Annotated in this window: 20 protein-coding genes and 2 pseudogenes; 13 read left to right on the top strand and 9 right to left on the bottom strand. The window is 66.4% G+C overall.

Going from position 1 to position 21,176, the window contains the following annotated elements:
- Positions 1–10 precede the first annotated feature (10 nt).
- The 4 genes from A3CQ_RS60895 to A3CQ_RS63670 all read right to left on the bottom strand — a co-directional run bounded on the left by A3CQ_RS60895 (position 11) and on the right by A3CQ_RS63670 (position 3,655).
- Positions 11–235 (bottom strand): hypothetical protein, encoded by a 225-nt coding sequence (locus A3CQ_RS60895; protein ID WP_026205843.1) that lies wholly within the window; start codon positions 233–235, stop codon positions 11–13.
- 1,547 nt (positions 236–1,782) lie between these two features.
- Complete coding sequence (locus A3CQ_RS0118375) at positions 1,783–2,337, bottom strand: hypothetical protein (protein WP_020512411.1); 555 nt, start codon at positions 2,335–2,337, stop codon at positions 1,783–1,785.
- Between the two features lie 41 nt (positions 2,338–2,378).
- The gene (locus tag A3CQ_RS0118370) at positions 2,379–2,963 is read right to left on the bottom strand and encodes a sigma-70 family RNA polymerase sigma factor (RefSeq protein WP_020512410.1); all 585 of its coding nucleotides are present in this window, start codon (positions 2,961–2,963) and stop codon (positions 2,379–2,381) included.
- A gap of 194 nt (positions 2,964–3,157) precedes the next feature.
- A complete protein-coding gene (locus A3CQ_RS63670) occupies positions 3,158–3,655 on the bottom strand; it encodes an ATP-grasp domain-containing protein (protein ID WP_281171495.1) in 498 nt (165 codons plus the stop codon).
- A 240-nt stretch (positions 3,656–3,895) separates the two neighbouring features.
- On the opposite strand from A3CQ_RS63670, the gene A3CQ_RS62835 reads away from it, so the two are divergent.
- From A3CQ_RS62835 to A3CQ_RS0118345, 4 genes are all read left to right on the top strand, one after another.
- Entirely contained in the window at positions 3,896–4,498 is a 603-nt protein-coding gene (locus A3CQ_RS62835) for a hypothetical protein (protein ID WP_020512408.1), read from the top strand.
- A gap of 37 nt (positions 4,499–4,535) precedes the next feature.
- Positions 4,536–4,712 (top strand): hypothetical protein, encoded by a 177-nt coding sequence (locus A3CQ_RS60890; RefSeq protein WP_020512407.1) that lies wholly within the window; start codon positions 4,536–4,538, stop codon positions 4,710–4,712.
- A gap of 52 nt (positions 4,713–4,764) precedes the next feature.
- On the top strand, positions 4,765–5,139 hold the full coding sequence (locus A3CQ_RS0118350) for a hypothetical protein (RefSeq protein ID WP_020512406.1): 375 nt from the start codon (positions 4,765–4,767) through the stop codon (positions 5,137–5,139).
- Positions 5,140–5,595: 456 nt separating this feature from the next.
- Complete coding sequence (locus tag A3CQ_RS0118345; RefSeq protein WP_020512405.1) at positions 5,596–5,775, top strand: hypothetical protein; 180 nt, start codon at positions 5,596–5,598, stop codon at positions 5,773–5,775.
- Between the two features lie 375 nt (positions 5,776–6,150).
- On the opposite strand, the pseudogene A3CQ_RS63915 reads toward A3CQ_RS0118345, so the two are convergent.
- Positions 6,151–6,768, bottom strand: a pseudogene (locus A3CQ_RS63915) (DUF4158 domain-containing protein); the annotation flags it as partial.
- 130 nt (positions 6,769–6,898) lie between these two features.
- Here A3CQ_RS63915 and A3CQ_RS60885 point away from each other — a divergent pair.
- The 4 genes from A3CQ_RS60885 to A3CQ_RS60880 all read left to right on the top strand — a co-directional run bounded on the left by A3CQ_RS60885 (position 6,899) and on the right by A3CQ_RS60880 (position 10,814).
- Positions 6,899–7,099: a hypothetical protein gene (locus A3CQ_RS60885; protein WP_157296053.1), complete on the top strand. Its 201-nt coding sequence runs from the start codon at positions 6,899–6,901 to the stop codon at positions 7,097–7,099.
- A 255-nt stretch (positions 7,100–7,354) separates the two neighbouring features.
- Entirely contained in the window at positions 7,355–7,966 is a 612-nt protein-coding gene (locus A3CQ_RS0118325; protein ID WP_084699133.1) for an RNA polymerase sigma factor, read from the top strand.
- Positions 7,963–9,849, top strand: coding sequence for a tetratricopeptide repeat protein (locus A3CQ_RS0118320; RefSeq protein ID WP_026205839.1), 1,887 nt, complete (start codon positions 7,963–7,965; stop codon positions 9,847–9,849). Before A3CQ_RS0118325 ends, A3CQ_RS0118320 begins: the two co-directional genes overlap by 4 nt.
- A gap of 464 nt (positions 9,850–10,313) precedes the next feature.
- A complete protein-coding gene (locus A3CQ_RS60880) occupies positions 10,314–10,814 on the top strand; it encodes a GNAT family N-acetyltransferase (protein ID WP_020512402.1) in 501 nt (166 codons plus the stop codon).
- Positions 10,815–10,832: 18 nt separating this feature from the next.
- Here A3CQ_RS60880 and A3CQ_RS60875 read toward each other — a convergent pair whose 3' ends face one another.
- Positions 10,833–11,330, bottom strand: a complete 498-nt coding sequence (locus A3CQ_RS60875) for a hypothetical protein (RefSeq protein WP_157296051.1) — start codon at positions 11,328–11,330, stop codon at positions 10,833–10,835.
- A 407-nt stretch (positions 11,331–11,737) separates the two neighbouring features.
- Between A3CQ_RS60875 and A3CQ_RS60870 the strand changes: the two genes are divergently transcribed.
- A complete protein-coding gene (locus A3CQ_RS60870) occupies positions 11,738–12,322 on the top strand; it encodes a hypothetical protein (RefSeq protein WP_157296049.1) in 585 nt (194 codons plus the stop codon).
- On the opposite strand, the gene A3CQ_RS0118305 is transcribed toward A3CQ_RS60870, so the two are convergent.
- On the bottom strand, positions 12,319–12,657 hold the full coding sequence (locus A3CQ_RS0118305; RefSeq protein WP_020512400.1) for a hypothetical protein: 339 nt from the start codon (positions 12,655–12,657) through the stop codon (positions 12,319–12,321). The genes A3CQ_RS60870 and A3CQ_RS0118305 overlap by 4 nt on opposite strands.
- 147 nt (positions 12,658–12,804) lie before the next feature.
- On the opposite strand from A3CQ_RS0118305, the gene A3CQ_RS57535 reads away from it, so the two are divergent.
- The 4 genes and pseudogenes from A3CQ_RS57535 (at position 12,805) to A3CQ_RS0118275 (ending at position 18,563) form a co-directional block, all read left to right on the top strand.
- Positions 12,805–13,632: a hypothetical protein gene (locus tag A3CQ_RS57535; protein ID WP_157296048.1), complete on the top strand. Its 828-nt coding sequence runs from the start codon at positions 12,805–12,807 to the stop codon at positions 13,630–13,632.
- Positions 13,581–15,617, top strand: a complete 2,037-nt coding sequence (locus tag A3CQ_RS57530) for an NACHT domain-containing protein (protein ID WP_020512398.1) — start codon at positions 13,581–13,583, stop codon at positions 15,615–15,617. The genes A3CQ_RS57535 and A3CQ_RS57530 overlap by 52 nt, the downstream gene beginning before the upstream one ends.
- A gap of 572 nt (positions 15,618–16,189) precedes the next feature.
- Positions 16,190–17,975 (top strand): annotated as a pseudogene (locus A3CQ_RS64225) (IS481 family transposase).
- 213 nt (positions 17,976–18,188) lie between these two features.
- Positions 18,189–18,563: a DUF2750 domain-containing protein gene (locus A3CQ_RS0118275; RefSeq protein ID WP_020512393.1), complete on the top strand. Its 375-nt coding sequence runs from the start codon at positions 18,189–18,191 to the stop codon at positions 18,561–18,563.
- Here the strand turns inward: A3CQ_RS0118275 and A3CQ_RS0118270 are convergent.
- Both A3CQ_RS0118270 and A3CQ_RS60865 read right to left on the bottom strand, forming a co-directional pair.
- Positions 18,548–20,323: an IS481 family transposase gene (locus A3CQ_RS0118270; RefSeq protein ID WP_370657614.1), complete on the bottom strand. Its 1,776-nt coding sequence runs from the start codon at positions 20,321–20,323 to the stop codon at positions 18,548–18,550. The two genes, A3CQ_RS0118275 and A3CQ_RS0118270, sit on opposite strands and share 16 nt — an antisense overlap.
- A gap of 396 nt (positions 20,324–20,719) precedes the next feature.
- Positions 20,720–21,176, bottom strand: a 457-nt coding sequence (locus A3CQ_RS60865) for a hypothetical protein (RefSeq protein WP_157296046.1), incomplete at its 5' end; no start/stop codon positions are given.

Raw genomic sequence — 21,176 nt, 5'->3', positions numbered from 1 at the left:
AGCGAACAGATCAAGCAGCGCCCAGCCGACCCTGCTTCTTCGACTGTCTCTTCTCACTCGGCCGGCTTTCCTGCGTCATCACGAGCTCCAACATCCGTCGCTCAGTTAACGCCGCTTCCTTGATCTGAGTGCGCTTCGTCTCACCCCACTGCTTCGCGATCTCTCGGACCGCAAGCCACACGCCACCACCGGCACATAGTGCCGTGATGATCGAACCAAGGACAGCGGCAGTCATGACAGGAATCGTCCCAAAGGGTCGGCGTCTTCCGTTTGCGGCATAACAAAGACTGCGGATAGAGGAGGCAATGCCGCGAGCTGAGAACTCTCATCTTACGGTCTAGAGTCCGATTGGCTGATCTACTTGCAGGCATCGCGCCGACACATTGCGCAATTCCCGCGATTTCTCAGCTCCGATGCAGTTGCCGTGCATCGTGCTTGTTCAGAACGATGAAGTCGCTCTTCGACCGTATGACTTTCAGCTCGGGAAAGTCGTTTAGGACGGGCCATATCTCTGGAGGTCGATGACTCGCGGTGCTGCCCCTTCTGGGGAGTTTGAATCCATCAACGTATCGGACGGCCACCCAAGACCGTTCGGTCCTCATTACCTCGGCCGCATGCCATTCCTCCGACCACGCCCAACATGGATCACCGGACCGATACCATGCGGCTGGGATATAGGCGCCGACTTGCGTTAGGCCGTCGATGTAGCCGCCGGGCCATCTCGGATCTCCTGCGAGGACCCGGTAGTCAGACGGCCGGATAAGAGGCTTGTGGGAATATGGATCCCATCCCGGGTCCCGCTCCACTCGACGTAGCCTGTTGGGCGAGTGATGAAAATAGATCGGTGTCCCATGCGGGATTAATCGGTGCCGCTCTTCCCAGTATGGAAGGTCGAGGTAGTAGGCGACAGTAACCCAGCCGTGGCTCCAACCTATGACCCGACCATAAGTAGTCCTGCCGAGAGTTCGATCCAAAGCGACCTTATCGCCACGTGTGAAGATTTCGGCGTTCCCGCTGTCCGCCCTCGTTCGTCGGTCCGCGTACATTCCAGAGACTTTAGAACGCGTTTTCCTCAATTACCCCATGTGCATTATCACGGCGCAAGCCAACTTTGGGCGCATATGTCAGAGCTTATCCCACTAAATGCGCTGTGCCAATGTTTGTCAACGCCGGTCGGATCAGGGACACTTCCAGCCCTTAAGGTTGGCAGGCGCGTGGCCAAATGGCCGGCGTCGTGGCTCTAGCGAGCGAACGAGCTTTTGGGTCGCCCTTTTGGGCCAAGATGAGTTTTACTCATATGCCGCGGATAGCGTGCTGCTCGTTGTCCGTTAGCTTAATGGCGAGCGGAGCCAGGACGGCATTGCTCCACCACGGTTCACCCGTGCCAGCCCATCGAGCATCTCGACGAGCCGCTGCCCCGTGATGCCGTCTTCGCCGCCGGCGTACATCCCGTCGTCCGGTTGCTGCGGCAGAAACGCCGCAATATCGACACGCGATCCATAGAACAGCCGTACCTCAGCATCGAGTAACGGCCCTGGACATGCGGAGCATCCAGGTGGGTTCCATGCCGGGAGCGTCGAGCGGACCTTCGAGTACGACAGACACAGATGACGCTCTCGCCTCGATCCAGGACCGTAGGACGTCGCCGAGTTCCAGGTCCCGGCTTTGATAGGGCTCGTCGGCTCGCTGATCCGGTTCTCGCATACGCGGAAAGTAGCGGAGACCGTCAGACTGCTAGCGCAAGGCACGCAAGTTTAATTCACTCTGCCGCGACAGCCTCGCTCAGCAGTCATGGGCGCTGACTGGCTCGGCGGCAATCGTGCTTGGGCGGGGTTTGTGTCGGAGCAGGGCGGCTTCGTTGGCCGTCCACGCTTCGTGAAGTGCCTGCCACCGGATCTTCTCCGCGTCGGCCCTAGCGTCATCTCTAATGCGTTTGGCTTCCAAGGACGCTTCAACAATGATCAACTTGGCTTCCCGGTGGGCGCAGTCAAGGATGCGCTGCAGCTGCGCGTCCACGGCCCGGCCCTGGCATTCACCGCTTCGGCGGAATTCGGCGAGTTCCCGCCACGGATCGTCGGCCGGGCTGGCGACGACGGCGTCGGTCGCCTCCCACCAGCGCCGTGCCGCGTCGGCGTTGGCCTGCTCCCGCGGGTCACCCCTGCCAGCACCGGTGGCGCCAAGGAGAACGTCGGCCGTTTCAGGGCCTGCCTTGGGCTCTTGCTCGGTGCCGTAGCCGAGAGCGCGGAGCGTGCGGTCCAGTCGTTGGCCCACTTGCTCGTCGGAAAGGCCGGCAAGGTCAGCATCAATCAGGTCGAATACCGGGTCGGGAAGGGCCATTCCACGATCCGGAACAGGCTGCTGGGGCGTGGAGTGTGGGCTCATCGGGCTTCCTCCCTACCGGCTGCAGGGGCTGCGGGTGGAGCTATTCTGCCGCGGGCGTACGGCCGCAGCCGACGTCGGATGTTGCTGAGATTCCGGCGCACTGTGGCCGGGGTGGTGCCCAGGATCAGGCCGATCTCCTCGGGTGTTCGATCAGCTAGGAGCAGTTCGACGACGCGACGCTGGGTATCCGTGAGAACCGCCAGCAGCTCGCTCCGCGTCGCCGGGTCGTCGAGGCAGCCCGGCTCCGCCGGCCGCTGGTAGGTGTCGGCAACCCATCTGCCCTGCCGGATGAGGCGGCGTCGTTGTTCCCGGCGTAGATCCATGAGGTTGTTGATTAGTGCCCGGCGTGCCCAGGCGAACGGGTCGCTCAACGTCGGCCAGGTGTCGTACATCTGGCGCAGCGTGTCCGCGGTGAGCTCGTCGGCCTCGTGCGATGTCGCGTTGGCGTGCATGGCGATCACCATCATCGTTCGGTACTGGCTGCGGTAGAAGAACTCGTAGTCGGCCGGAGGTTGGGCCGGCCGGGGTGGTCTTGCGGGGGTGTCGTCGCCGGTCTGCGTAACCGCGTTGTCCGCATTCACGTGACGTCCTTCGATTGGTCGGAGAGGTGAGAGCCGATCCCTCGATAGGCTCCGCATCGAAGGCGTCACAAGCCAGGAGAACGAGAATGCGGTGAGCTGAACTCACCCGAAGGAGGGAACCATCGCGTCACCGGGCCGATGGTCGCCGAACCGCTTGATGTGATCGCGGATCCGGGCGTCGAACCGATGGCGCGTCAATTTCGGGACGATAGCGTCGTGGAGAACAGGTCTTCGGCTGGGGTCGTTGCCGGCCTATCGCTGACCTGTCCGTCGCCGAGCTCGACCACCCGCCATCTCCCGTCCACCCGCCGGGCCAGGTCGACGGTCACGAACGGCAGACCGGGCCCGACCACGGCAGCCGCCAATCCGGGTACGTCCGCGCGTACCGGAACTGGCTGGTCCGCGGTATCGGGGTGCGCAGTCATCAGTCGGCACCCACCGTCGACCCACCACGTGCGCACCTCGGCTCCCGTGGACGACGTGGCTGCCCGGAGCGGGCGCTGGCGCGCCGAGCAGGTAATTGCTGCTGGCGGTAGTGGAACAGCGGCATCATGCTTGGATAGCTGCCAACAGGTCGGGAAAGTAGTGGGCGACCCCGAAGACCGCCCTCCTCTATCGTGACTGTTTGTGCGCAGCGGATTTCGATTTGTCTCGGTGGTGCTGCGCGGTCTTGGGTGGCGGAAGCCGCGCACCTCGCAGGCCGGTCTGGAGTATCGCCGCGGCGTGGATCTTGTTCGACAGTTGCTCGCTGCGTCGCGGGCGGGGCAGACCCTGCGGTGCGGGTCGGCCGAGATCGAAGCCCGTGATCTGCGGCGGGCTACAAATCCTGGGGCGAGCTCGTCCTTGCCGCACCCGACCACGAGCGCGACCAGCAGCGGCCTGTCGCCTGGCAGATCGTCCGCCGCCGCCGCGAGCGGCAGATCAAGGAGGCGATGCAGGCGCTGGAGACCAAACACCGGCTGCTGAACTTCGGCCTGACGACCACCGGCCGGCAGCGCCGCGACTACGACAAGCTGACCCTGCTGGCCGAGGACAGCAACCCAGACGCCCAGGCCCGCTACGCGATCGCTGACGAGCAATGTTTCGCCCTGCCGCGAGAGTTCTTCACCAACCTGTGGATCTTCACGCTGACCGACACCGAGCTCGCCTGCTACCTCGCGCTGCGCTGGGCCCAGCAGCAGGCCCCGATGGCCGACCGGGCCAGCTTCGTCATCGTCAGCCAGGAACGCGAGACCAGGCTGCGCCTGAAACGCCCCACCTGGGACAGCGTCGAGCGGCTGCAGGCGTACGGGCTGATCCGCCGCACCGACGACACCCATCGCAACCCGGTCACCGGCACCATCGAAAGCTTCCGCGACCGGTGGCAGGCCGGCGAGGTCGCCACTCCCCACTACGCCTTCACCCTGGACGGCGTCCAGCGGCCGGCGCTGGCCGTCGTCCGCCTCGCGCTCGAGAACCCCGTCGCCCCGGCCTGGGGCGAGATGTTGGAGCTCGACGTGCTCGGACCGGCCACGGCTGCCGTCCCGAGAGCGTGAACTACCCGGTCCCGGCCGGTCGGGCTGCCCTGATGCCGTGGCAGACGACGCGCCCGACACCTCCGCCGCACGCCTGGCAGCGATCGCGGCCCGGCTGGGTCTGACGGCGCCCGGCTGGACACCGCAGGACGAGACCGGCTACCAGGACTGGATGGCCGCCGACGACGCCGCGCTCAGCAAGGCGCTCGCCCGGTGCGCCCCGCGCGCCGCGTGACCGTCGCTCACCACGCCCCCGGGTCCTCGACGCCTCCGCACTTGTCGAACTGATGCAGGGCCACCCGGTACTGATGCGGCTGCTCGCCGACGCCGAGGACGGCCAGGTCAATCTCCTGCTCCCCGCCGTCGCGGTCGCCGAAGCCCAGGCGGTCCTGGCGATGCCGGGCTCGATGTGGGACCACATCTTCGCCTTTCGTGGCGTCGTCGTGCTCGAGCTCACCGGACGCAACGCCGTCGAGGCCGGCACGCTCGCCCGGCCCCGCCTGCAGCACCACCCGGTCCAGCCCCCGCTGACCGGCCCGCTCATGGCCGGCCATGTGCTCCGCGAGGCGATCGACACCAACGCCGTGATCGTCACCCGCATCCCTGAGCTGTACGGCGGCCACGACGTCGCGGTCAGCCCTCTTCCCGGGCTCGACGGCTGAGGTCCACCGCGCCGCCAACCGCAACGTCAACCCCGCCATCAACACCCTGCTGCGAACGTAACGGGATCTGCCTCATTCCCGCATCTACGAACGCATTCAGGGAGAGCATCGTGGATTTTGACCTTCTTCGGCCCGCCCGAGATGCGGCCCCGGCGGCTCCGCTTGTGGTACGGAGGTACCGGGTCTGCGCCCTCCAACCACGTACCGTCCGTGCACGCCCGACGCGGCCGGGCCACAATCCGAACACGTGGCGTGGCTGCCCGCCTGCGCACGGGAGCTGGGCGTGACCCGGCCACGTCCAGACCGCACCCGCGACGCCGGATGGGAGGCACACCGCGCGGCGATCGCCCACCTTGACGCGTGCGGGGAAGCGCTCTACGCCGAGGAGGAGACCAGCGCCTGGCGAACGCCAGATCACCGGCAATCGGCCCGTACTGTGGCTGCGCCGACTGCGACGTGCGCGACACGCTGGCGATCGCCTGGCCGATCCTGCTCGACGACGCGGCCATGATCGCGGACCAGGCCGGGCATACCGCCACGGCCGAACTTCTCCGCGCCGAGACCGCTCGGGTGCGCAGGGTTCTGGCGGTCGACTGTTCGGAGCAACTCGCCGAGCCTCTTGCCGCTGGTGAATGAGCTCGCCCGCTGCCCCCACGGCGTTGATAGCAGGTGGCTCCGGCGTCTGTCGTGCAGTACGGATCGTGATGACGGCAACGGCACATCGTGGGACGACGACGAGTTTGGGCAGGACGGCGCCCGGTTCCCGTTTTGCGACCTGAATTGAGTGACGGTGCGTAGCTGCAGCGGCGTATGCCATTCACCGACCGACGCCGCGTCGTCGAGCCGACGTTCCTCGATCAGCCAGCAGCGCGCGGCGCGTCTTGAACGTCGCGGCTCTGGGCTCGAACCGGGGCCAGTCTCCCATGCCGCGACCCACGTGGATGCCGAGGGTAGCCAGGTACCGGTGGCGGGGCTTGGCCTAGAAGCTCGTCGTCGGGCTGGCCGGCGTCACGCATCGAGGCGGCGCAGAAAGGCCAGCTTCTCCAGCTCCGATTTCACCGCGGCCGGGCTCGACGACGTCGGCCCCACTCCCAGCCAGGCCAGCGGCGTGCGGCCGAGGTAGGCGTCCGAGACCCAGCAGCAGATCCAGCTCGGCGCATCGCCGGTCAGTGAGCAGGTGCCGCACCCGCGCCCAGGTCTCCGTCCGCGCGCACGGGCCGCGGCCACCCGGCGCAGCAACAGGATTACGCCAGGCCGGATCATCCGCGACGACAGCAGGTACTCGCAGGCCAGCCGGAACAGCAGCTTCGGCTAGTCGCGCTCCATCGCCCGGGCGAACAGGAACTCGTCGAGGTCCTTCCACTCGGCTGTATCCATCGACCGCCAGCCGGCATAGCCGGCCACCTCCCGCAGATAATCTGTACGGGTCTGCTCCCGCTCGACGTACCCGCGCAGCTCACCCATCGCGATCCCGAGCTGCTGCGACAACCGGCCCACGGCGGCGTCCGGCGCCAACGCCACCTCATCGGGCACGAACCCGAGCCACGGCAACGTGCACAATTGGACCGCCCCGTCCAGCATGTTGCGGCCCGTACGGAACTGGCGCACGAACGCCTCGTCCGCACCCTGCTGAAGCCGAATCCGCACGCTCCCGGCCGCGCCGAGCACTAAGGAACCGAGCGCACTGGTACGGCGACACCGCAATCGAAGCCCCGGGCGCTCGCCGTCAGCCAGGCCCGAGGAGCAGGGAGCCCCACCGATGTCCCGATCGTCTTCACCGTCCGGTCCCGAAGCCATGCCGATGCGCTGGGTGGTCATCCTGATGGCCGGCCTGCTCGCCGCGATGCTGATCGGCGCGCTCACCTTCGCGCAGACCCTGAGCTGGCCCGCCGCGCTGCTGGCCGGCTCGGCCGGGGCCGGAATGACGATCACCGCCCTGCACCAGCTCGTAGGCCCCTGACAAAAACCGCCGGCCGGGGCGCACGACCCCGCCGCCCGGGCGCACTACTCCACCGAGGGGCACCGGACGGTGGGCGAACGCCCCGGGTGGAAAAGGAGGGTTGCGTAGTGGTTATCTCGACGCGGGACGGCAGGAAGCAGCCGGTGACGCCGACGATGGCCGGCGCCCCGCACGGCCGGGCCGCCCAACCCGCACGGTTACAGACCTGTCCCCGCGGCGAGCTCGGCACCCTGCCGCACATCTCGAGGAGCCGTCATGGACGACGAGCCCGCTGACACAGGCGTCGGGGCCCCACCCGCTGGCGGTGGCTTGCCCGCCACCGAACCTGCCCAGGCGCTGCCGGTTGCACAACCCGACACCGAGCAGACAGCCGACAAGGTTGCCCGTGACCTGGAGTTCACCCTGTTCTACAGCGACCAGATGCCCCGACTGGTCGCCTTCCTGATCGTCCACGGCGCCCATGCCGTCATCGCCCGGGAGGTAGCCCAGGATGCGATGACCGAGGCCTACCGGCAGTGGGACAGACTGGACAATCCCCGGGCGTGGATCCGGACGGTCGCTTCGCGCACGTGGTGGCGCCGGATCGAACAGACCCGCGCTGAGGACCTCAGTGACGATCTCGACGACCAGGCGAGCACCGCGGCGATCACGGAGCTCGACGAGATCGAGAACCGGCACGCGTTCCTGACTATCCTCAGATCCCTGCCGCCGGGGCAGCAGCAGGTGATGGCCTGGATCTACGACGGCTACCAGCCGACCGAGATCGCCGCCATGCTCCGGATACCCCCGGCCACGGTCCGGTCCCGGCTGCGCGACGCCCGGGCCGCGTTGCGGAAGGCCTTCGGCTCGGACGAGGAGACACCATGACCACCCCGGACCGGATGCGGGAACCCGCCCAGCCCCCGTACGCCACGGCCCACGCCGCCCTCGTCGCCGACCTGGCCCGGACCCTGCCGATGGCCGCGGGCCTGGCCACCATTCTCGGCACGGCTGCCGTGCACCCGTCAGCGGAGCCGGGCCAGGCCGACCAGGCCCAGCTCGTCGCCGATCTCGCCGACACGCTCAACATGGCCGCCGGCGCCACCGACATCCTCCACACCGAGGGCGGCTACGCCGCGCTGCTCGCCGACGTGAACACGACGGTCGACCTCGCCGCCGGACTCGCCAACATCCTCGATCCGATCGCACCCAACCCCGCCCTACCCGGCCCGACGACGACAGCGGAGCCGATCACCGTCGGGTCTTCCGCCATCGCTACCACCGGCGTCATCGAGCCGACCACGCAGGCCAACCTCGAGAAGATCGCCGCCGCCGGCGGCGCCAGCCGGCTGCTGCTGCGCCTCAACGGCCGATACCGGAACCTCCGGACCGCGATCGAGGCCATCAACGACATCAGCACCTACTTGACGCACCCGGCGATCAACCTCGCTGCCGATCCGTCCCTCGACGAGATCCCGGCGACACTGATCCAGCACCAAGATTCGCTGGAGAGGGTCATCGCCGCCCTCGCCAACACTCTTTCCTTCCGCAGCGTTTTCATCGTCGGCGTTCGGCAGACCCTGATCGTGGGAGGAAGGCAGATTGGCGGCATCGAGGACTGCCTCATGGAGGCAGAGGAGGAACAAATAGGCGACGTCGAGGTCGCGGCTCGGCTGTTCCGCGAGGCTGCCGATCGCGGTGACGCCGGTGCGATGCGGAACTTGGCCCGGCTACTCCTGCAGGCTGCCGAGCGCGGCGATGCCGGTGCGTGGGCCGGACGGCTGGAGCTAAGCCCTGACGTGGCCCGGTGGGTCGATCTGGCTGCCCAGCGCGGTGACGCCGGTGCGCAGGACTTGCCCCGGCTGCTCCGCGAAGCTGCGGAGCACGGCAACGCCGGTGCGCTGGCCGGCGTGGCCCGGCTGATCGATCAGGCCGCCGGTTCAGGCGACGCCGGATTCTTGGTACGGGTGGCCGCGGCATGGGAGCAGGTTGGCGATCTCGACGCCGCGGTCCGGCTGCTCGGTGAGGCTGCCGATCGCGGTGACGCCGGTGCGGTGCGGGAGTTGGCCCGGCTGCGGGCGGAGGCTGGCGATCTCGACGGCGCGGTCCGGTTGTTCCTTGAGGCTGCCGATCGCGGTGACGCCGACGCCATACGGGCTCTGGCACTGCTACGCGAGGAGCGTGTCGGCGGTGACATCGGCGGACAGGTCTGGTACGCCGCAAAGTCCAGCGACCCCGCTGACGAGAACACCCCCGCGGACGAAATTACGATCTCCGTCCCGCTGAGCTCGGGAGAGGATCTCGCCGTCGATACTGCTAGTACGTTGATTCCACCCACCGAGGCCCCCGGCCAGCGCCGAGATCGACATGACGGTCACTTCCCCCCTAGCACCGTGACCCAGGCTGACGCCGTGCTGCGCCAGGTAGCAGGCAGCCTCCAGCAGCTCAACGAACCGGGACTGATCTACCGGCTGAGCGTCGCGCAGCGGGAGGCCTGCCGGGACAGCGCCGCCAGCCTGGCACTCATCCTCGATCGCATCTCCGACGCGCTCGCCAACTTCAACGGAGCTGACCTGCGCGACGCCGACATCCATCACGGAGACCTGGAGGACACGGACGGCGCCCACTGGCGCGATCTCACCTCCGGCGAAGAACCCACCCGCTGGCCGGCGACCATCGAAAGCCAGATCATCGAACACTCCGAGGCCGTGCCCTGGGCACCGGGAGAGTTCGTGGTGCGCTTCGGCGCGCGGATCTCCACCCCGGGCTGACACCCGGTCCGCGAGCGGGGCTCCCGCGTTGGCTCTCTGGCCTAGTCGGGCGCTGCCTTCATAACTGATCTGGCTGCCTGCCCGCGCTGCAGAGCGCAGTCCTGGCTCGCCCTGGCCGGCAGCGACCGGTACGAGCGCACCTTCCCGAAGAACGGGACCATTTCTCGGCGGCACCGCTGTGCGTGCGCTGCAACCTCGGCAGCGACTACACCAGCGCGCCTACTCCCATGCGTAAGGTGTCGCTCCCGCTACGTCCAGTGGCTTCCGTTGATATCATCGCCGTCAGGATGGTGACCACTGTGCCGAAAAGCAGGACACGGCGGCCGGCTGGCCGGTCGTCGTCCAAGCCGACGCTGCGCCGCCCGTCGGTGGATCTGGTCCGCGGTGTCGCCGGACCGGGCGGGATCCGGATCCGATGTTCGCGACCGGCCTGCAGCGGGCGCTGCAGCAGGGGCCGCAGAGCGTTGTTTGCCCGCATCGCCGCGCCGGATCCGTACGACTTCTTCCTCAGTGTGTCGCTGCTGCTGGTCGCGACCGACCCGCACGGCGCGGTGATCGGGGTGTTGATGGCGCTGCCGCCGGTCCAGATCCTCGGACAGGCTCGGCAGGCGGGCGTGCCGATCGCGGACGTGCGGGTCGCCGCCAAGACCGTTGTGAAGATCAAGGCGGTCGCGGTAGCCCCAGACGCCCGCGGAGCCGGCGTGGGCAGCGCGCTGATCGACCAGTGCCTGGCCGTCTACACACAACTCGGCTGGCGGCTGATCTACGGACAGATCGACGCCGACAGCACCCTGGACGTCTACTACAGCCGGCTCGGGTTCGCCGTGCTCGACCGCGGCCAGGGCATCGACCTGGACGACCTGCTGGGCTTCCCGCTCAGCATCCACTCGCTGCCGGTCGAGCGGCTGTTCCTACGCCGTACGCCCGACGACGGGCCTGGGCCGGCCGAGCCGGGATCGTCGTGACCGCGGCCGCAGCGTTCTTTACGGGGTGACCCACCAGGTGCAGTAGATATCGGACACCGTCGGTGGCCGCGAGATGCCTTGCGGGTCGTACCACTTCACGTCCGGCTTGACGTTCTGCCGCAGGTATTGGCCGCACGCGCGCACGGCGTTGTACCCCTCGGTGCTGTAGGCGGATGTGTACGTGCTCGTGTTGACGCCGGCGGTCTTTCGCACCTCGCTCTTCACCCAGGTCGCTCCGCCGTCTGCGGAGCGGTCCACCCAGATCCAGGCGCGCATCCCCGGCAGCGCCCCGGCCACCACGCCCCACGCGCATCCCCGGGTCGACGAGGTACGCAGCGCCAAGGAGAGAAGTTCCATTTGGTCGGCCGCCTCAGTGAAGTCTCCTGCGGCGGCGAGTTCGCGGGCGGTCGCGCGGCCCTCCACGCAGCTGGCAGCCTGCGCCGGTGAAGCCACGACGAGCAGCCCGGCTGCAGCGGCCGATGCCGCGAACAAGGCGGCGGCGCTATTCGTTGTCATGGAGTGTCCCCTCTCGGTCGGCGGCACCGGTTCGATGTGCCACGTCCCCCGACACTCCGCTCCCGGCGAGACCGGTTCAGTTCAGCGTGAAGATGCCCTCGAACGGGTGAACCCCGGGAGATTGTTGCGCGCCAGGCGGTCAGTCGAGCGTGCCGAGGCGGAACGCGGCGGCGGCGCAGCCGCGTTCTGCCAGCTCGCGCACCTCCGCCGCGTCTGGCACTCACCGCACACGCGCCGGTCGTCGCCCTGGCAGCCGTCGGGCCACCCGACGCAGGCGTTCTTGGTTCCAGAGTCCTGGCCCGATCCTCGTCAGTTCGGACAGTGAACGATGCGGTCATACTGTTTGAAGGGAAGGACGGGGGTCTTCGGCCGCACCGGAGGATACAGTGACGAATTACCTCGCCATCGTGAGCTCGATCGTCGCACTAGTCGGTGTCTGGATAGGTGGTCGCCTGTCATTTCGAACACAGGAGAAAGGTTGGAAGGAGGCTGAATCTCAACGATGGCATGACCTCCGACAGGCCACATACGGCGATTTCCTCGCTGCGGCCCGTCGTTACCGAACGTATGTAGGGCGCAGCGAAACCCGTTTCGAGCTTACGCCATATGCAGACGGCACCCGGCTGTCGCCGCGCTTCGATGAGCAGGGTACCGTTCACAAGCAGGCGCTCGATGCAGCGCTCGCTCAGGTTCAGTTTGTCGCTCAGTATCAGCAAACTGCTAGTGCTGCTCGGACCCTCGTTGGCATGGCGGACAGGACCGCGGTTGCGAAGACGGTCTACGGATCAAAAATGGTTCCCGCTCGTATTGATGATCTGTTTTGGGATTCGGAGATGGAATTTGTTAACGCGATCAGGGCGGAACTCGGGTTGATGCCTCTTGTTCGAGACATATACGACGGCCCCAGGAAAACTGTTGATTGTGAACTATTTGACGCATATCGAGCTACTCAGAAGCAGTCGTTGAAAGATCTCGGCGGCGACCCCGCTTAACTCTGGTCTCCCGCTCCTGAGCTGAGAGTGTCAATGCGCCCTGGATCGATGCGGTCGGCGAGATAGATCAGCGGAGCTTGGGTGTCGAGGCCCATATCTGCGGCAACGACCTTCGGGTCAAGGGTATTAATCAGGTCGACCAGGCGGGTGCTGCGGTTCGCTCGAGGCGAGTGCCCGCACAGGTCGAGCACATGGCTGAGGTATGCCGTCGATGCCGGCGCCCGGCTCGCCTTGGTGCCCTTGGTGACGATGACGTGCGGGTTAGCGGTGTTCAGTCCGGCCCGGTGATCGAGGCAACGCAGCAGCACCGCCCAGGTGACCGGGTCCAGCGGCACAGGATGCGGCCGTTCGCCCAGACGCGCTGCAGCGGGTGTGGTCGATATCGGCGAGGCCGATCAGGCGAGCCTCCTGGTTGGAAGCGGCACGCAGCAGGATGAGCATGCCAACGATCGCGGCGAGCGTCGGTGTGCTACCAGTACGACATGGCCGAACCGTTGCTGACGGCATTGACGTCGAAGGCCGCCACGACTGTCGCTCCGTGGTTGTTGAAGGCCCTCGGCCGACGCCAGGAGAACCGGCAGCGCGAGGCAGTCGGGTCGCTCCTCGACCCATCGCGGCTGGCCACCACGCTGTCGGTGGTGTCCGTCGACTGGCCGGCGAGCATCGAACCTGCGGTCGTGCGCCGATTTCTGCGCTCGCCCGAAGCCGACGCGGTCGTACAGGAGCTGCTGACATTTCGGCTCGCGGCACACGCCGGCGAGCAGCCTGCGCAGATCGGCGACACTTGGCTGCGGACCGGCACGGCGGCGTTCGGCGGCACCGTCGACGCCTCGGTCACGCGCTTTCTCGACCAGGCTTTCGAGGCGATCGACGGGCAATGCCAGATCGTTGCCGACGACGTCCGGCGTGTCTACCCGAAGATCGCCACCGACATCCGCGACCAGGCTGTTCTGCACCGCATGGTCAACATCCTCGAGGCCATCGATCGGCACAACCGGGCGTTGTCCGCTGCCCCCGACCCACGCACGGCAGAACGTGTGTTGCAGCAGTACAGGCAGCAGGTCGCTCAGGCGCACGGGGCCATCGAGCCACCGGACTTCGAGACCCGGCGTCAGGTGCCAATCGATGACCTGTATGTCAGCCCGAGATTCCTGTCCGCTGACCTGCTCTATCCGATTGCCCTACCGCAGCTGGAGTCGGTCATTGACCGGACCGTGCTGTTGGGTGATCCGGGGGCGGCAAGTCGACAGCGGCGCAGGTGCTGGTCCACCGTGCCGCGGGCCAGATCCACGGCCTGGTGCCTTTCATAGTCGTCCTGCGTGACTTCGCATCCCATCGGCACGAGCAGTCGATCGTAGAGTATCTCGAGCAGCGTGCCCGTACTTACTATCAGTGCGATCTGTCCGCAAGCCTTATCGAGTCACTTCTGCTCGCAGGGCGGGCGATTGTGATCTTCGACGGCTTGGACGAACTCATCAACACGAGCATGCGCCGGCAGGTTTCCGATGTTGTGCGACTGTTCTGCGAGCGGTTCCCGCTTGCACCGACGCTCATCACGTCCCGCATTGTCGGATATGACCAGGCACCGATGAACCCAACAGCGTTCTCCACCTTCCGCATCTGCGACTTCGACGATGAGAAGGTCGAGGAGTACGTCGGCAAGTGGTTCGCGCAGCAGAAGAAGCTCCCCGTGGTGGAACGCAACCGGCTCGCCAAGACTTTCATCGAGGAGAGCCGTATCTCGCCTGACCTGCGGCGAAACCCTCTCATGCTAGCGCTGCTGTGCATCCTGTACCGCGGTGCGAAGTACATCCCACGTAATCGTCCGGCGGTCTACGAGAAATGTTCGAACCTGCTGTTCGAACAATGGGACAGCAGTCGGCAGATCTACGTCGAACTTCGCGCGGGCCACGCTGTCGACCCAGTCGTTAAACATCTCGCCTATTGGATATTCACCCGAGCCAGCGCACAGGACGGCGTGCCGGAGCGGATCCTCGTCGCCGAAACCGCGAAGTACTTACGAGTTCGCATGTTCGACGACGACCATAAGGCGGAGTTGGCGGCCCGCGAGTTCGTCGACTTCTGCCGCGGGCGAGCGTGGGTCTTCAGTGACGCCGGCACGGACGCCGCCGGCGAGCCGTTGTACAAGTTCACTCATCGGACTTTCATGGAATACTTCGCCGCCTGTTCGATCACCAGGACCACCGATACTCCCGAGGCGGCGGCCGAACTGTTGAGGCCTCGCATCGCCCGCGAGGAATGGGATGTTGTCGCGCAACTGGTCGCGCAGATCCTCGACCGTCACACCGACGGCGGTGCCGACCGCCTAATCACGGCCCTGCTTGACCGTCAGCCATCGCGATTGACGTGGCGATTCGCCTGCCGGTGCCTCGGGCTGGTCCCGATGTCAGCAAAATTGGTTCGGCGCATCATTAGCGCGGTCGTCGAGCCGATGTTCACCGCCGGCTACCGGCGCGGCGGCGGCCACCTGGCCGTCGCGGCCCTCGAAGCCTACACGGGCCCGAACGGCCAGGCATTCGAAGATCATCTGACTGACATGCTGGACGCGGCGATCACCGCCAATGACATCGAGACCCGCCGCCTGGCGATCAACTTCATCGTCTACGAACGCTACGTGTTCGGAACCTCCAAGGCAGTCGGCGACTACTGGTACACCCGCCTGATGCCGGTACTCGACCAGCATCGGAGCCGCGTGCGAGCCGCGATCGCCGACCATGACGGCCTCCGGAACGTCGCGTTCGCCATCGGGCAGGCTACGGTCGCCGATGTCGTCGGTCATGGTCACGCTGCGTTCTTCAGGAGAGCGAAGAGCCTCGTCGGAAATGTCGTGATCCACGCGCCGATCTGGCAGATCCTGTCCCCATTCATTCCCGGCGGCTACGGCGGCTCGACCACGGTCCTGCGCATGCACGCTGCTGATCTCGCCGCGGAAGTCATCAGATTCGGACGGCCGTGGCCAGTCGACATGCCCAACCCTTCGCCGCCCTTCGCGGACAAGTTCCACATCGCCAACGAAGCGGACGCTTTCACGGACCGCGAGAGGTTCGGCGTCGCCGTCGCCCTGTGCATGCTCGCTGAGCTACAGCCGAGGTATATCGAATCCTTCGTGGAGTCGTACAAGGGCGGGTCTCTTGTCGCGGACCTGGCACCTTTCGTCCTTTGCCGCCAGACTGGGAGAGCTGATCAGCTTGCGGCACCGGATCGGATGGAGCGCGGGGAGCTGATTCTGGACTGGGCAAGACGCAGGAGGAATTTCCTCGACATCGGGTCCTAGTACTGCAACGGCTCACGTGCCCGGCGCAGGTCAGGGGTGAGATGGTCGTTCTGTGCACTCGGCCGTCGACCAGGTCGCGGTCAGGGTCCACCCAAACCACCAACAGCGACCCTCCCAAGCAGGCCAGTTCATGGCTGCTTCCGTGGTCGCGCGGACGATCCCGCCGAGAAAAGGACCTCGACGAGCCGGGATACGTCGAGATCGCCTGGGCGACCGGGATGACTCCTCTGGCGAGTGGAGTGCTGCTAAGTGCAGACCAGGAGCTTTTAACGTCGTCCGTCGACCTATTCACCCACGCGTCAGCCTGGACATCGACCCTAATCGGCCGCTGCGCCACATCCGAGGCCGACGGAACTCGCGCTGTCTCGCCGCGCTGTCCTCGAATCCATCGGAACAGCTTTGCGAGCAAGACCGCCAAGGGGAGGTGGATGGTTGAGGCGGCCGGGATTGTTTGTCGTTGTCGGTGTGGGGTCTCAGGACATGTTTGACGGTTTGTTATCGGGACATGCTTGACGATCGTGCCTGATGGTTGATCTTCTTCTCGGCGTCTATTCGGGTGGCTCGGGGCGGTCGTGGATCAGCAGGCGTTCGTGGAGTACCGCTATCAGGCGGTGCGTGAGGTGCTGGCGGGTTCGTCGATCTCGCAGGTCGCTGCCCAGTACGGGACGTCGCGGCAGTCGCTGCACACGTGGCGGGCCCGGTTCGAGGCTGACGGCAAGCCTGGGCTGGCGGACCGGTCGAGGCGTCCCCGGAATAGTCCGAGTCGGCTGCTACCGGCGGTCGAGTCGTTGATCTGCGAGCTGCGTCAGCAGCATCCGCGGTGGGGCGCGCGGCGCATCGTTCACGAGATCACCACCCAGCAACTGCTCGAGGCGGCGCCGGCCCGGGCGACAGCGCATCGGGTGCTCGTGCGCAACGGGCTGGTCGCCGAACAGGAACAACAACACCCGCGCAATACCGGCGCTGGCAGCGCGAGGCACCGATGCACCTCTGGCAGCTCGACCTGGTCGGCGGGATCCCGCTCGCGGACGGCCGGGAATGCAAAATGGTCACCGGCATCGACGACCACTCCCGCTTCGTGGTGATCGCCGCAGTTGTCGCCGTCCCATCCGGCCGGGCGGTCTGCGCCGCCTTCACCGCCGCGATGCACCGCTACGGCGTGCCGTTCGAAGTGCTCTCAGACAATGGCAAGCAGTTCACCGGCCGGCATCACCGGCCACAGCCGGTAGGGTGATGTTCGAGAAGGTGTGCCGGGAGAACGGCATCCTGCAGCGGCTGACCAAGCCGCGTTCACCCACCACCACCGGCAAGATCGAACGCTGGCACAAGACACTGCGACGAGAACTGCTCGACCACGTCGCCCCGTTCGAATCGCTGGCCGCAGCACAAGAAGCGATCGACGGCTGGGTCCACGCCTACAACCATCAGCGGCCACACCAGTCGCTGGACATGGCAACGCCGGCCAGCCTGTTCCGCCTACACGGGGGCCCACCCGCGACCTCGCAAAGACACCGCCCGGCCCAGACCCGACAGCGCCCGGGCAGGACCGCCCAGTCGCGGAAGCCTTCGAAGTATCGGCGGCTGACGGCGTGGCGGTCGAGTTCGAGACCCGGGTCCCGCCCAGCGGAACGGTCACCGTGGTGTCGGGCAAGCAACAAGTCGACGTTCATCCCGCGCTGGCCGGCCGAACCCTGACCATCTGGGCCGACCAACGCAGCATCCACCTCATCCTCGACGGCCACGTACTGCGCACCGTCTCCTCACGGCTGCGGCCCGCCGACCTGAATTTCCTGCGCATGCGCGGCGCCCGTCCTGCAGGCCCTGCACCTACTGGCGCAGCCCTTCCACGGGTCAACGGCAAGGTCCACCTCGGCGCCGGCCAAGCCATCGAGTTCGACCGCAAAGTCCACCGCGACGGTCACGTCCTCATCGCCGGCGGCAAGACCCAGGTGGGGGTTCGCGCTGGCCGGCAGCACCGTCGTCATGCGTCTCGACGGGCACCTGATGCACGCCATCGCCAACGGCGCCCTCGTCGGCACCTGGCCCTGCCCGCTACCAGCCGATCGGATCGCCAGCCTGCCCGGAGCCCGAATCGCGGCCACACCGCTACCGCCCCCGCCATTACCGCCGGGGTCGATCCAGGCTCAACGCCGCGTCCACGCCAACGGCAGGATCATGGTCAACAAGCAGCGCATCAAGCTCGGCCAGCGCCACGCCGGGAAACTCGTCACCGTCGTCATCGAGGACACCCACTACCGAATCCTGCACGACGACGAAGAACTCGCCATCCGGCCCCGCAAAGACACCACACCGATCACCCGCCTGCACGTCCGCGGCAAAGGCGCCCACCCCACCTGACGACGTCAAGCATGTCCCGACGACAGACCGTCAACGATGTCCTGAGCCCACACAGCGTTTCCCGGTGAGTTTTGCCGAGTCTCAGGACCTGCGTGACGGATCTGTCTCGGGACGTGGGTGACACGTCCGGCTAGGAAGCTGTCGAACGGTGATGCTAGTTGTCGGGCGGCCCAATGGTCGGTTCAGCGCGTTGTTCGGTGCTAGCGTCCGAGCGTGAGTCAGAGCGCGAGCCAGGCGGCGGCATTCTTTCGGGACCTCGCCGTCCATCGCGTCGTCTGGCAGGTCGAGGATGAGCAAGGACGGCCGGCGCCGATGACTGCCAGCGGGCAGCGTGCCATGCCCTTCTGGTCGTCGCGGGCGCGTGCTCAGCGGGCCGCCAACTTGGGGTTCTGGGGCGGAGACCTACGCGCCACGCAGGTTCCCGTCGAAGTGTGGCGAGACACCGATCTGCCCGACCTCGAGACCGAGGGACTGCTCATCGGCATCAATTGGACGGGGCCTCGCCTGGTCGGCTATGAGTTCACCGTCCCGGAAGTCCTCAACCGCATCGCTCACGCTCTTAAGGAAGGTCCCTATGCCGACGGCTGACTCCGTGGTGGTTCCGGCTTACGGGCTTTGAACCGTGTGACCTGCTTTGTCGTGGTGCGCAGAGCCTCGGCGATCAACTGCTCCGCGTCGTAGACCCGGAACGTCGTGTCGCCCTGTTCAACGGTGACGGTCCGACCGGCGTGGCTGATACCGACCTGGATCTTCTGCCGGGCGATGCTGATACTGCCGCGGCAGCTGACTCGCCGTTCGACGCGTCGCGGCTCCGCGGCAGGCGCCGGTGCTGGACCGCCGGGACGAGCGTCGCGGATCCGCGACACTTCGGCCGCGGTGAGCGGGTTGGGCAGCGATCGCAGCATGACGCGGTCTGGACCGAGTAGATGCAGGACGCCGTGGTCGACGCGGACGGTGACGCGTTGCCCGGCGAGGTGGAATCCGACCGGGTGTTGCCGCCCGGCCAGAGCGAGTAAGCCGGTGGCGTTGATCGTTCGTTCGACCTCGACCGCCGTTCCGGGCTGTCGTGGTGCAGAGCTGATCGGTGGCGGCCCGGCCGGTCTGCCACCATCGGCGAGCAGCTGATGCAGCTGGGTGAGGCTCAGCCGGGACGGGACCGTCTTGAGTCGGATCCCGTCGAGCATCAGATGCACGACGGTTGCGTCGGCCCAGAGCGTGATCGAGCGGCCGGCGTGGGCCGGTCCCAGCCAGAACTGCTGTCCGCTGACCGTTAGGTTCCCTGAGCCCGGGACTGTCTTGGTCACTTCAACCGCAACCTCTAGCGGCGCTGCCGGCAGCACGACCGGTGTGGTCAAGGGTTGCCGTGGTGGCGTGACCGGCGTGGGTGGTTCGCCGGCCAAGGAGGCCAGTGACGAGGGCAGCCTCAACGCGATGCCGTCGCCGCCAGCCGGTCTGAACCGATCTGCGGGGAACGCCATATTCAATGCCTGGTGGGGCCGCTCGGTGTTGTAGTGCCGCCGGAACCCGTCGATCGCGGCCTGGGCGTCGCAGACGGAAGCGAAGGGCGGGTGGTCGTCGAGCAGTTCCCGGCGCAGGCTCAGGTGGAATCGTTCGATCTTCCCGGTGGTCGTGGGACTGCGGGGTTTGGTCAGCCGATGGGTGATGCCGTTCTCCCGGCAGATCCGGTCGAACATCACCTCACCGCCACCGGCATTGAACCGGGCGGTGAATTGCTTGCCGTTGTCAGTGAGCAACTCTTCAGGGATGCCGTATTCGCGCAATGCGGCCGCCAGAGCGAGGCAGACGGCCCGGCCGGTGGCCTTCGGAACAACGGCGGCGATGACGCAGAACCGGGAATGGTCATCGACCCCGGTCACCACCTTGGCTTCCCGCCCGTCGGCGAGCAGAACACCGCCGACGATGTCCATCTGCCATAGCTCCATCGGCCGATCGCGTTCCCACCTCACGTAGTCCTCACGGCGGCGACGGCGAGGCCGCTCATCGACCAGACCGTGACGGACAAGCACACGATGCACCGTGATCCGCGACGGAATCGGACCCGGACAACCCATCCGGCCGAGCTCGAACAGCACCCGGCGAGCACCCCACCGCGGATGATTCCTGCGCAGCTCGCAGATCATCGCTTCCACCTCGGGCACGGTCTGCGTCGGTGACGACCGAGGCCGACTCGAACGATCAGCCAGCCCGGCCAACCCTTCCTGCTCATACCAGGACAGCCACCGATGCACCGCTTGCCGGGACACCCCGAACCTCGCTGCCACGTCCGTAACTGTCGATCCGGCCTGCACATCCAAGACGGCTTGATACCGCTGTTCCGTCACGCTGATCTCCACCAACACTCGGCGGAGTGTCACGCAGGTCCTGATACCGATCTGTCACGCAGGTCCTGAGACTCGACACTCACCGGGAAACGCGGCCGTTCCAACTTTCCTTACGAGTTCAAGGCGGCCCGCCAGCGGGCCGCTCGCGCCGCCCAGCAGGGCCGGGCTTAAGCCCCGCCGCCGACGCCTAAACCTTCGGCCCGGCGCCGGCGGTTCCAGCCCGGCGGCAGGCGCGACCCATGACAGGAAGCCCCGGACCGCCGAGGATAGTCCCCGTTCCGGGGCTCTCTCTCTTGGCGGATCATGGTGCCTCTAGCGGGGGCCCTCGTCGTGGATAAGGTGGCACTTCACCTCATCAGCGCAGAGCAGAAATCCCGAGGTAAAGAACGCGGAGGTTGGCTGCTACTTCTTTTTGCTCGTTGTCAAAATCGCCGCCAACGCGATCGGAACTGTGATGCTCACTGGTACGTTAAGAACGTCGGCGGCATCTTGGTGATACGCCGTCATGTCTAGCCACCAAATACAGAAAAGGACGAGTGCGAGGCCGCCAATCGCCTTCCTGGCTGCGGTAGTGTCCGCCCGAGCAGTTGCGGCGCAGAGAGCTTCAGCCCAGATCGTTCGCAGTGATGTTAGCTGCGTCGGATCGAGGTCCCCATCTTCGGGCGCGCAGACCTCAGGCTCCATACTCCCAGTCGCGTTAGCAATGCCGAGCTTCATGTCGGTAAGTGCAGCGCTTAGGTTTAAGTTCGGGAATATCGAGGCGATGTCGAATTTCGGGAACATCGCGGCGGCGTCGATCGTCGGGAACGTGGCGATGGCGCTGCCCTTGGGAAACATGCTCGCCGTGTCGAATTTCGGG

Origin of the sequence: Paractinoplanes globisporus DSM 43857 (assembly GCF_000379645.1) — a bacterium.
Lineage (GTDB): Bacteria > Actinomycetota > Actinomycetes > Mycobacteriales > Micromonosporaceae > Actinoplanes > Actinoplanes globisporus.
This window is presented reverse-complemented; position numbering and strand designations above follow the sequence as displayed.

Bases quoted from the DNA above. Each gene is read 5' to 3' on its own strand.
- A3CQ_RS60895 (WP_026205843.1), bottom strand. From the start codon at position 235: ATGACTGCCGCTGTCCTTGGTTCGATCATCACGGCACTATGTGCCGGT.
- A3CQ_RS0118375 (WP_020512411.1), bottom strand. From the start codon at position 2,337: ATGGCCCTTCCCGACCCGGTATTCGACCTGATTGATGCTGACCTTGCC.
- A3CQ_RS62835 (WP_020512408.1), top strand. From the start codon at position 3,896: ATGCAGGCGCTGGAGACCAAACACCGGCTGCTGAACTTCGGCCTGACG.
- A3CQ_RS0118350 (WP_020512406.1), top strand. From the start codon at position 4,765: ATGCAGGGCCACCCGGTACTGATGCGGCTGCTCGCCGACGCCGAGGAC.
- A3CQ_RS60885 (WP_157296053.1), top strand. From the start codon at position 6,899: ATGTCCCGATCGTCTTCACCGTCCGGTCCCGAAGCCATGCCGATGCGC.
- A3CQ_RS0118325 (WP_084699133.1), top strand. From the start codon at position 7,355: ATGGACGACGAGCCCGCTGACACAGGCGTCGGGGCCCCACCCGCTGGC.
- A3CQ_RS0118320 (WP_026205839.1), top strand. From the start codon at position 7,963: ATGACCACCCCGGACCGGATGCGGGAACCCGCCCAGCCCCCGTACGCC.
- A3CQ_RS60875 (WP_157296051.1), bottom strand. From the start codon at position 11,330: ATGACAACGAATAGCGCCGCCGCCTTGTTCGCGGCATCGGCCGCTGCA.
- A3CQ_RS57535 (WP_157296048.1), top strand. From the start codon at position 12,805: ATGGCCGAACCGTTGCTGACGGCATTGACGTCGAAGGCCGCCACGACT.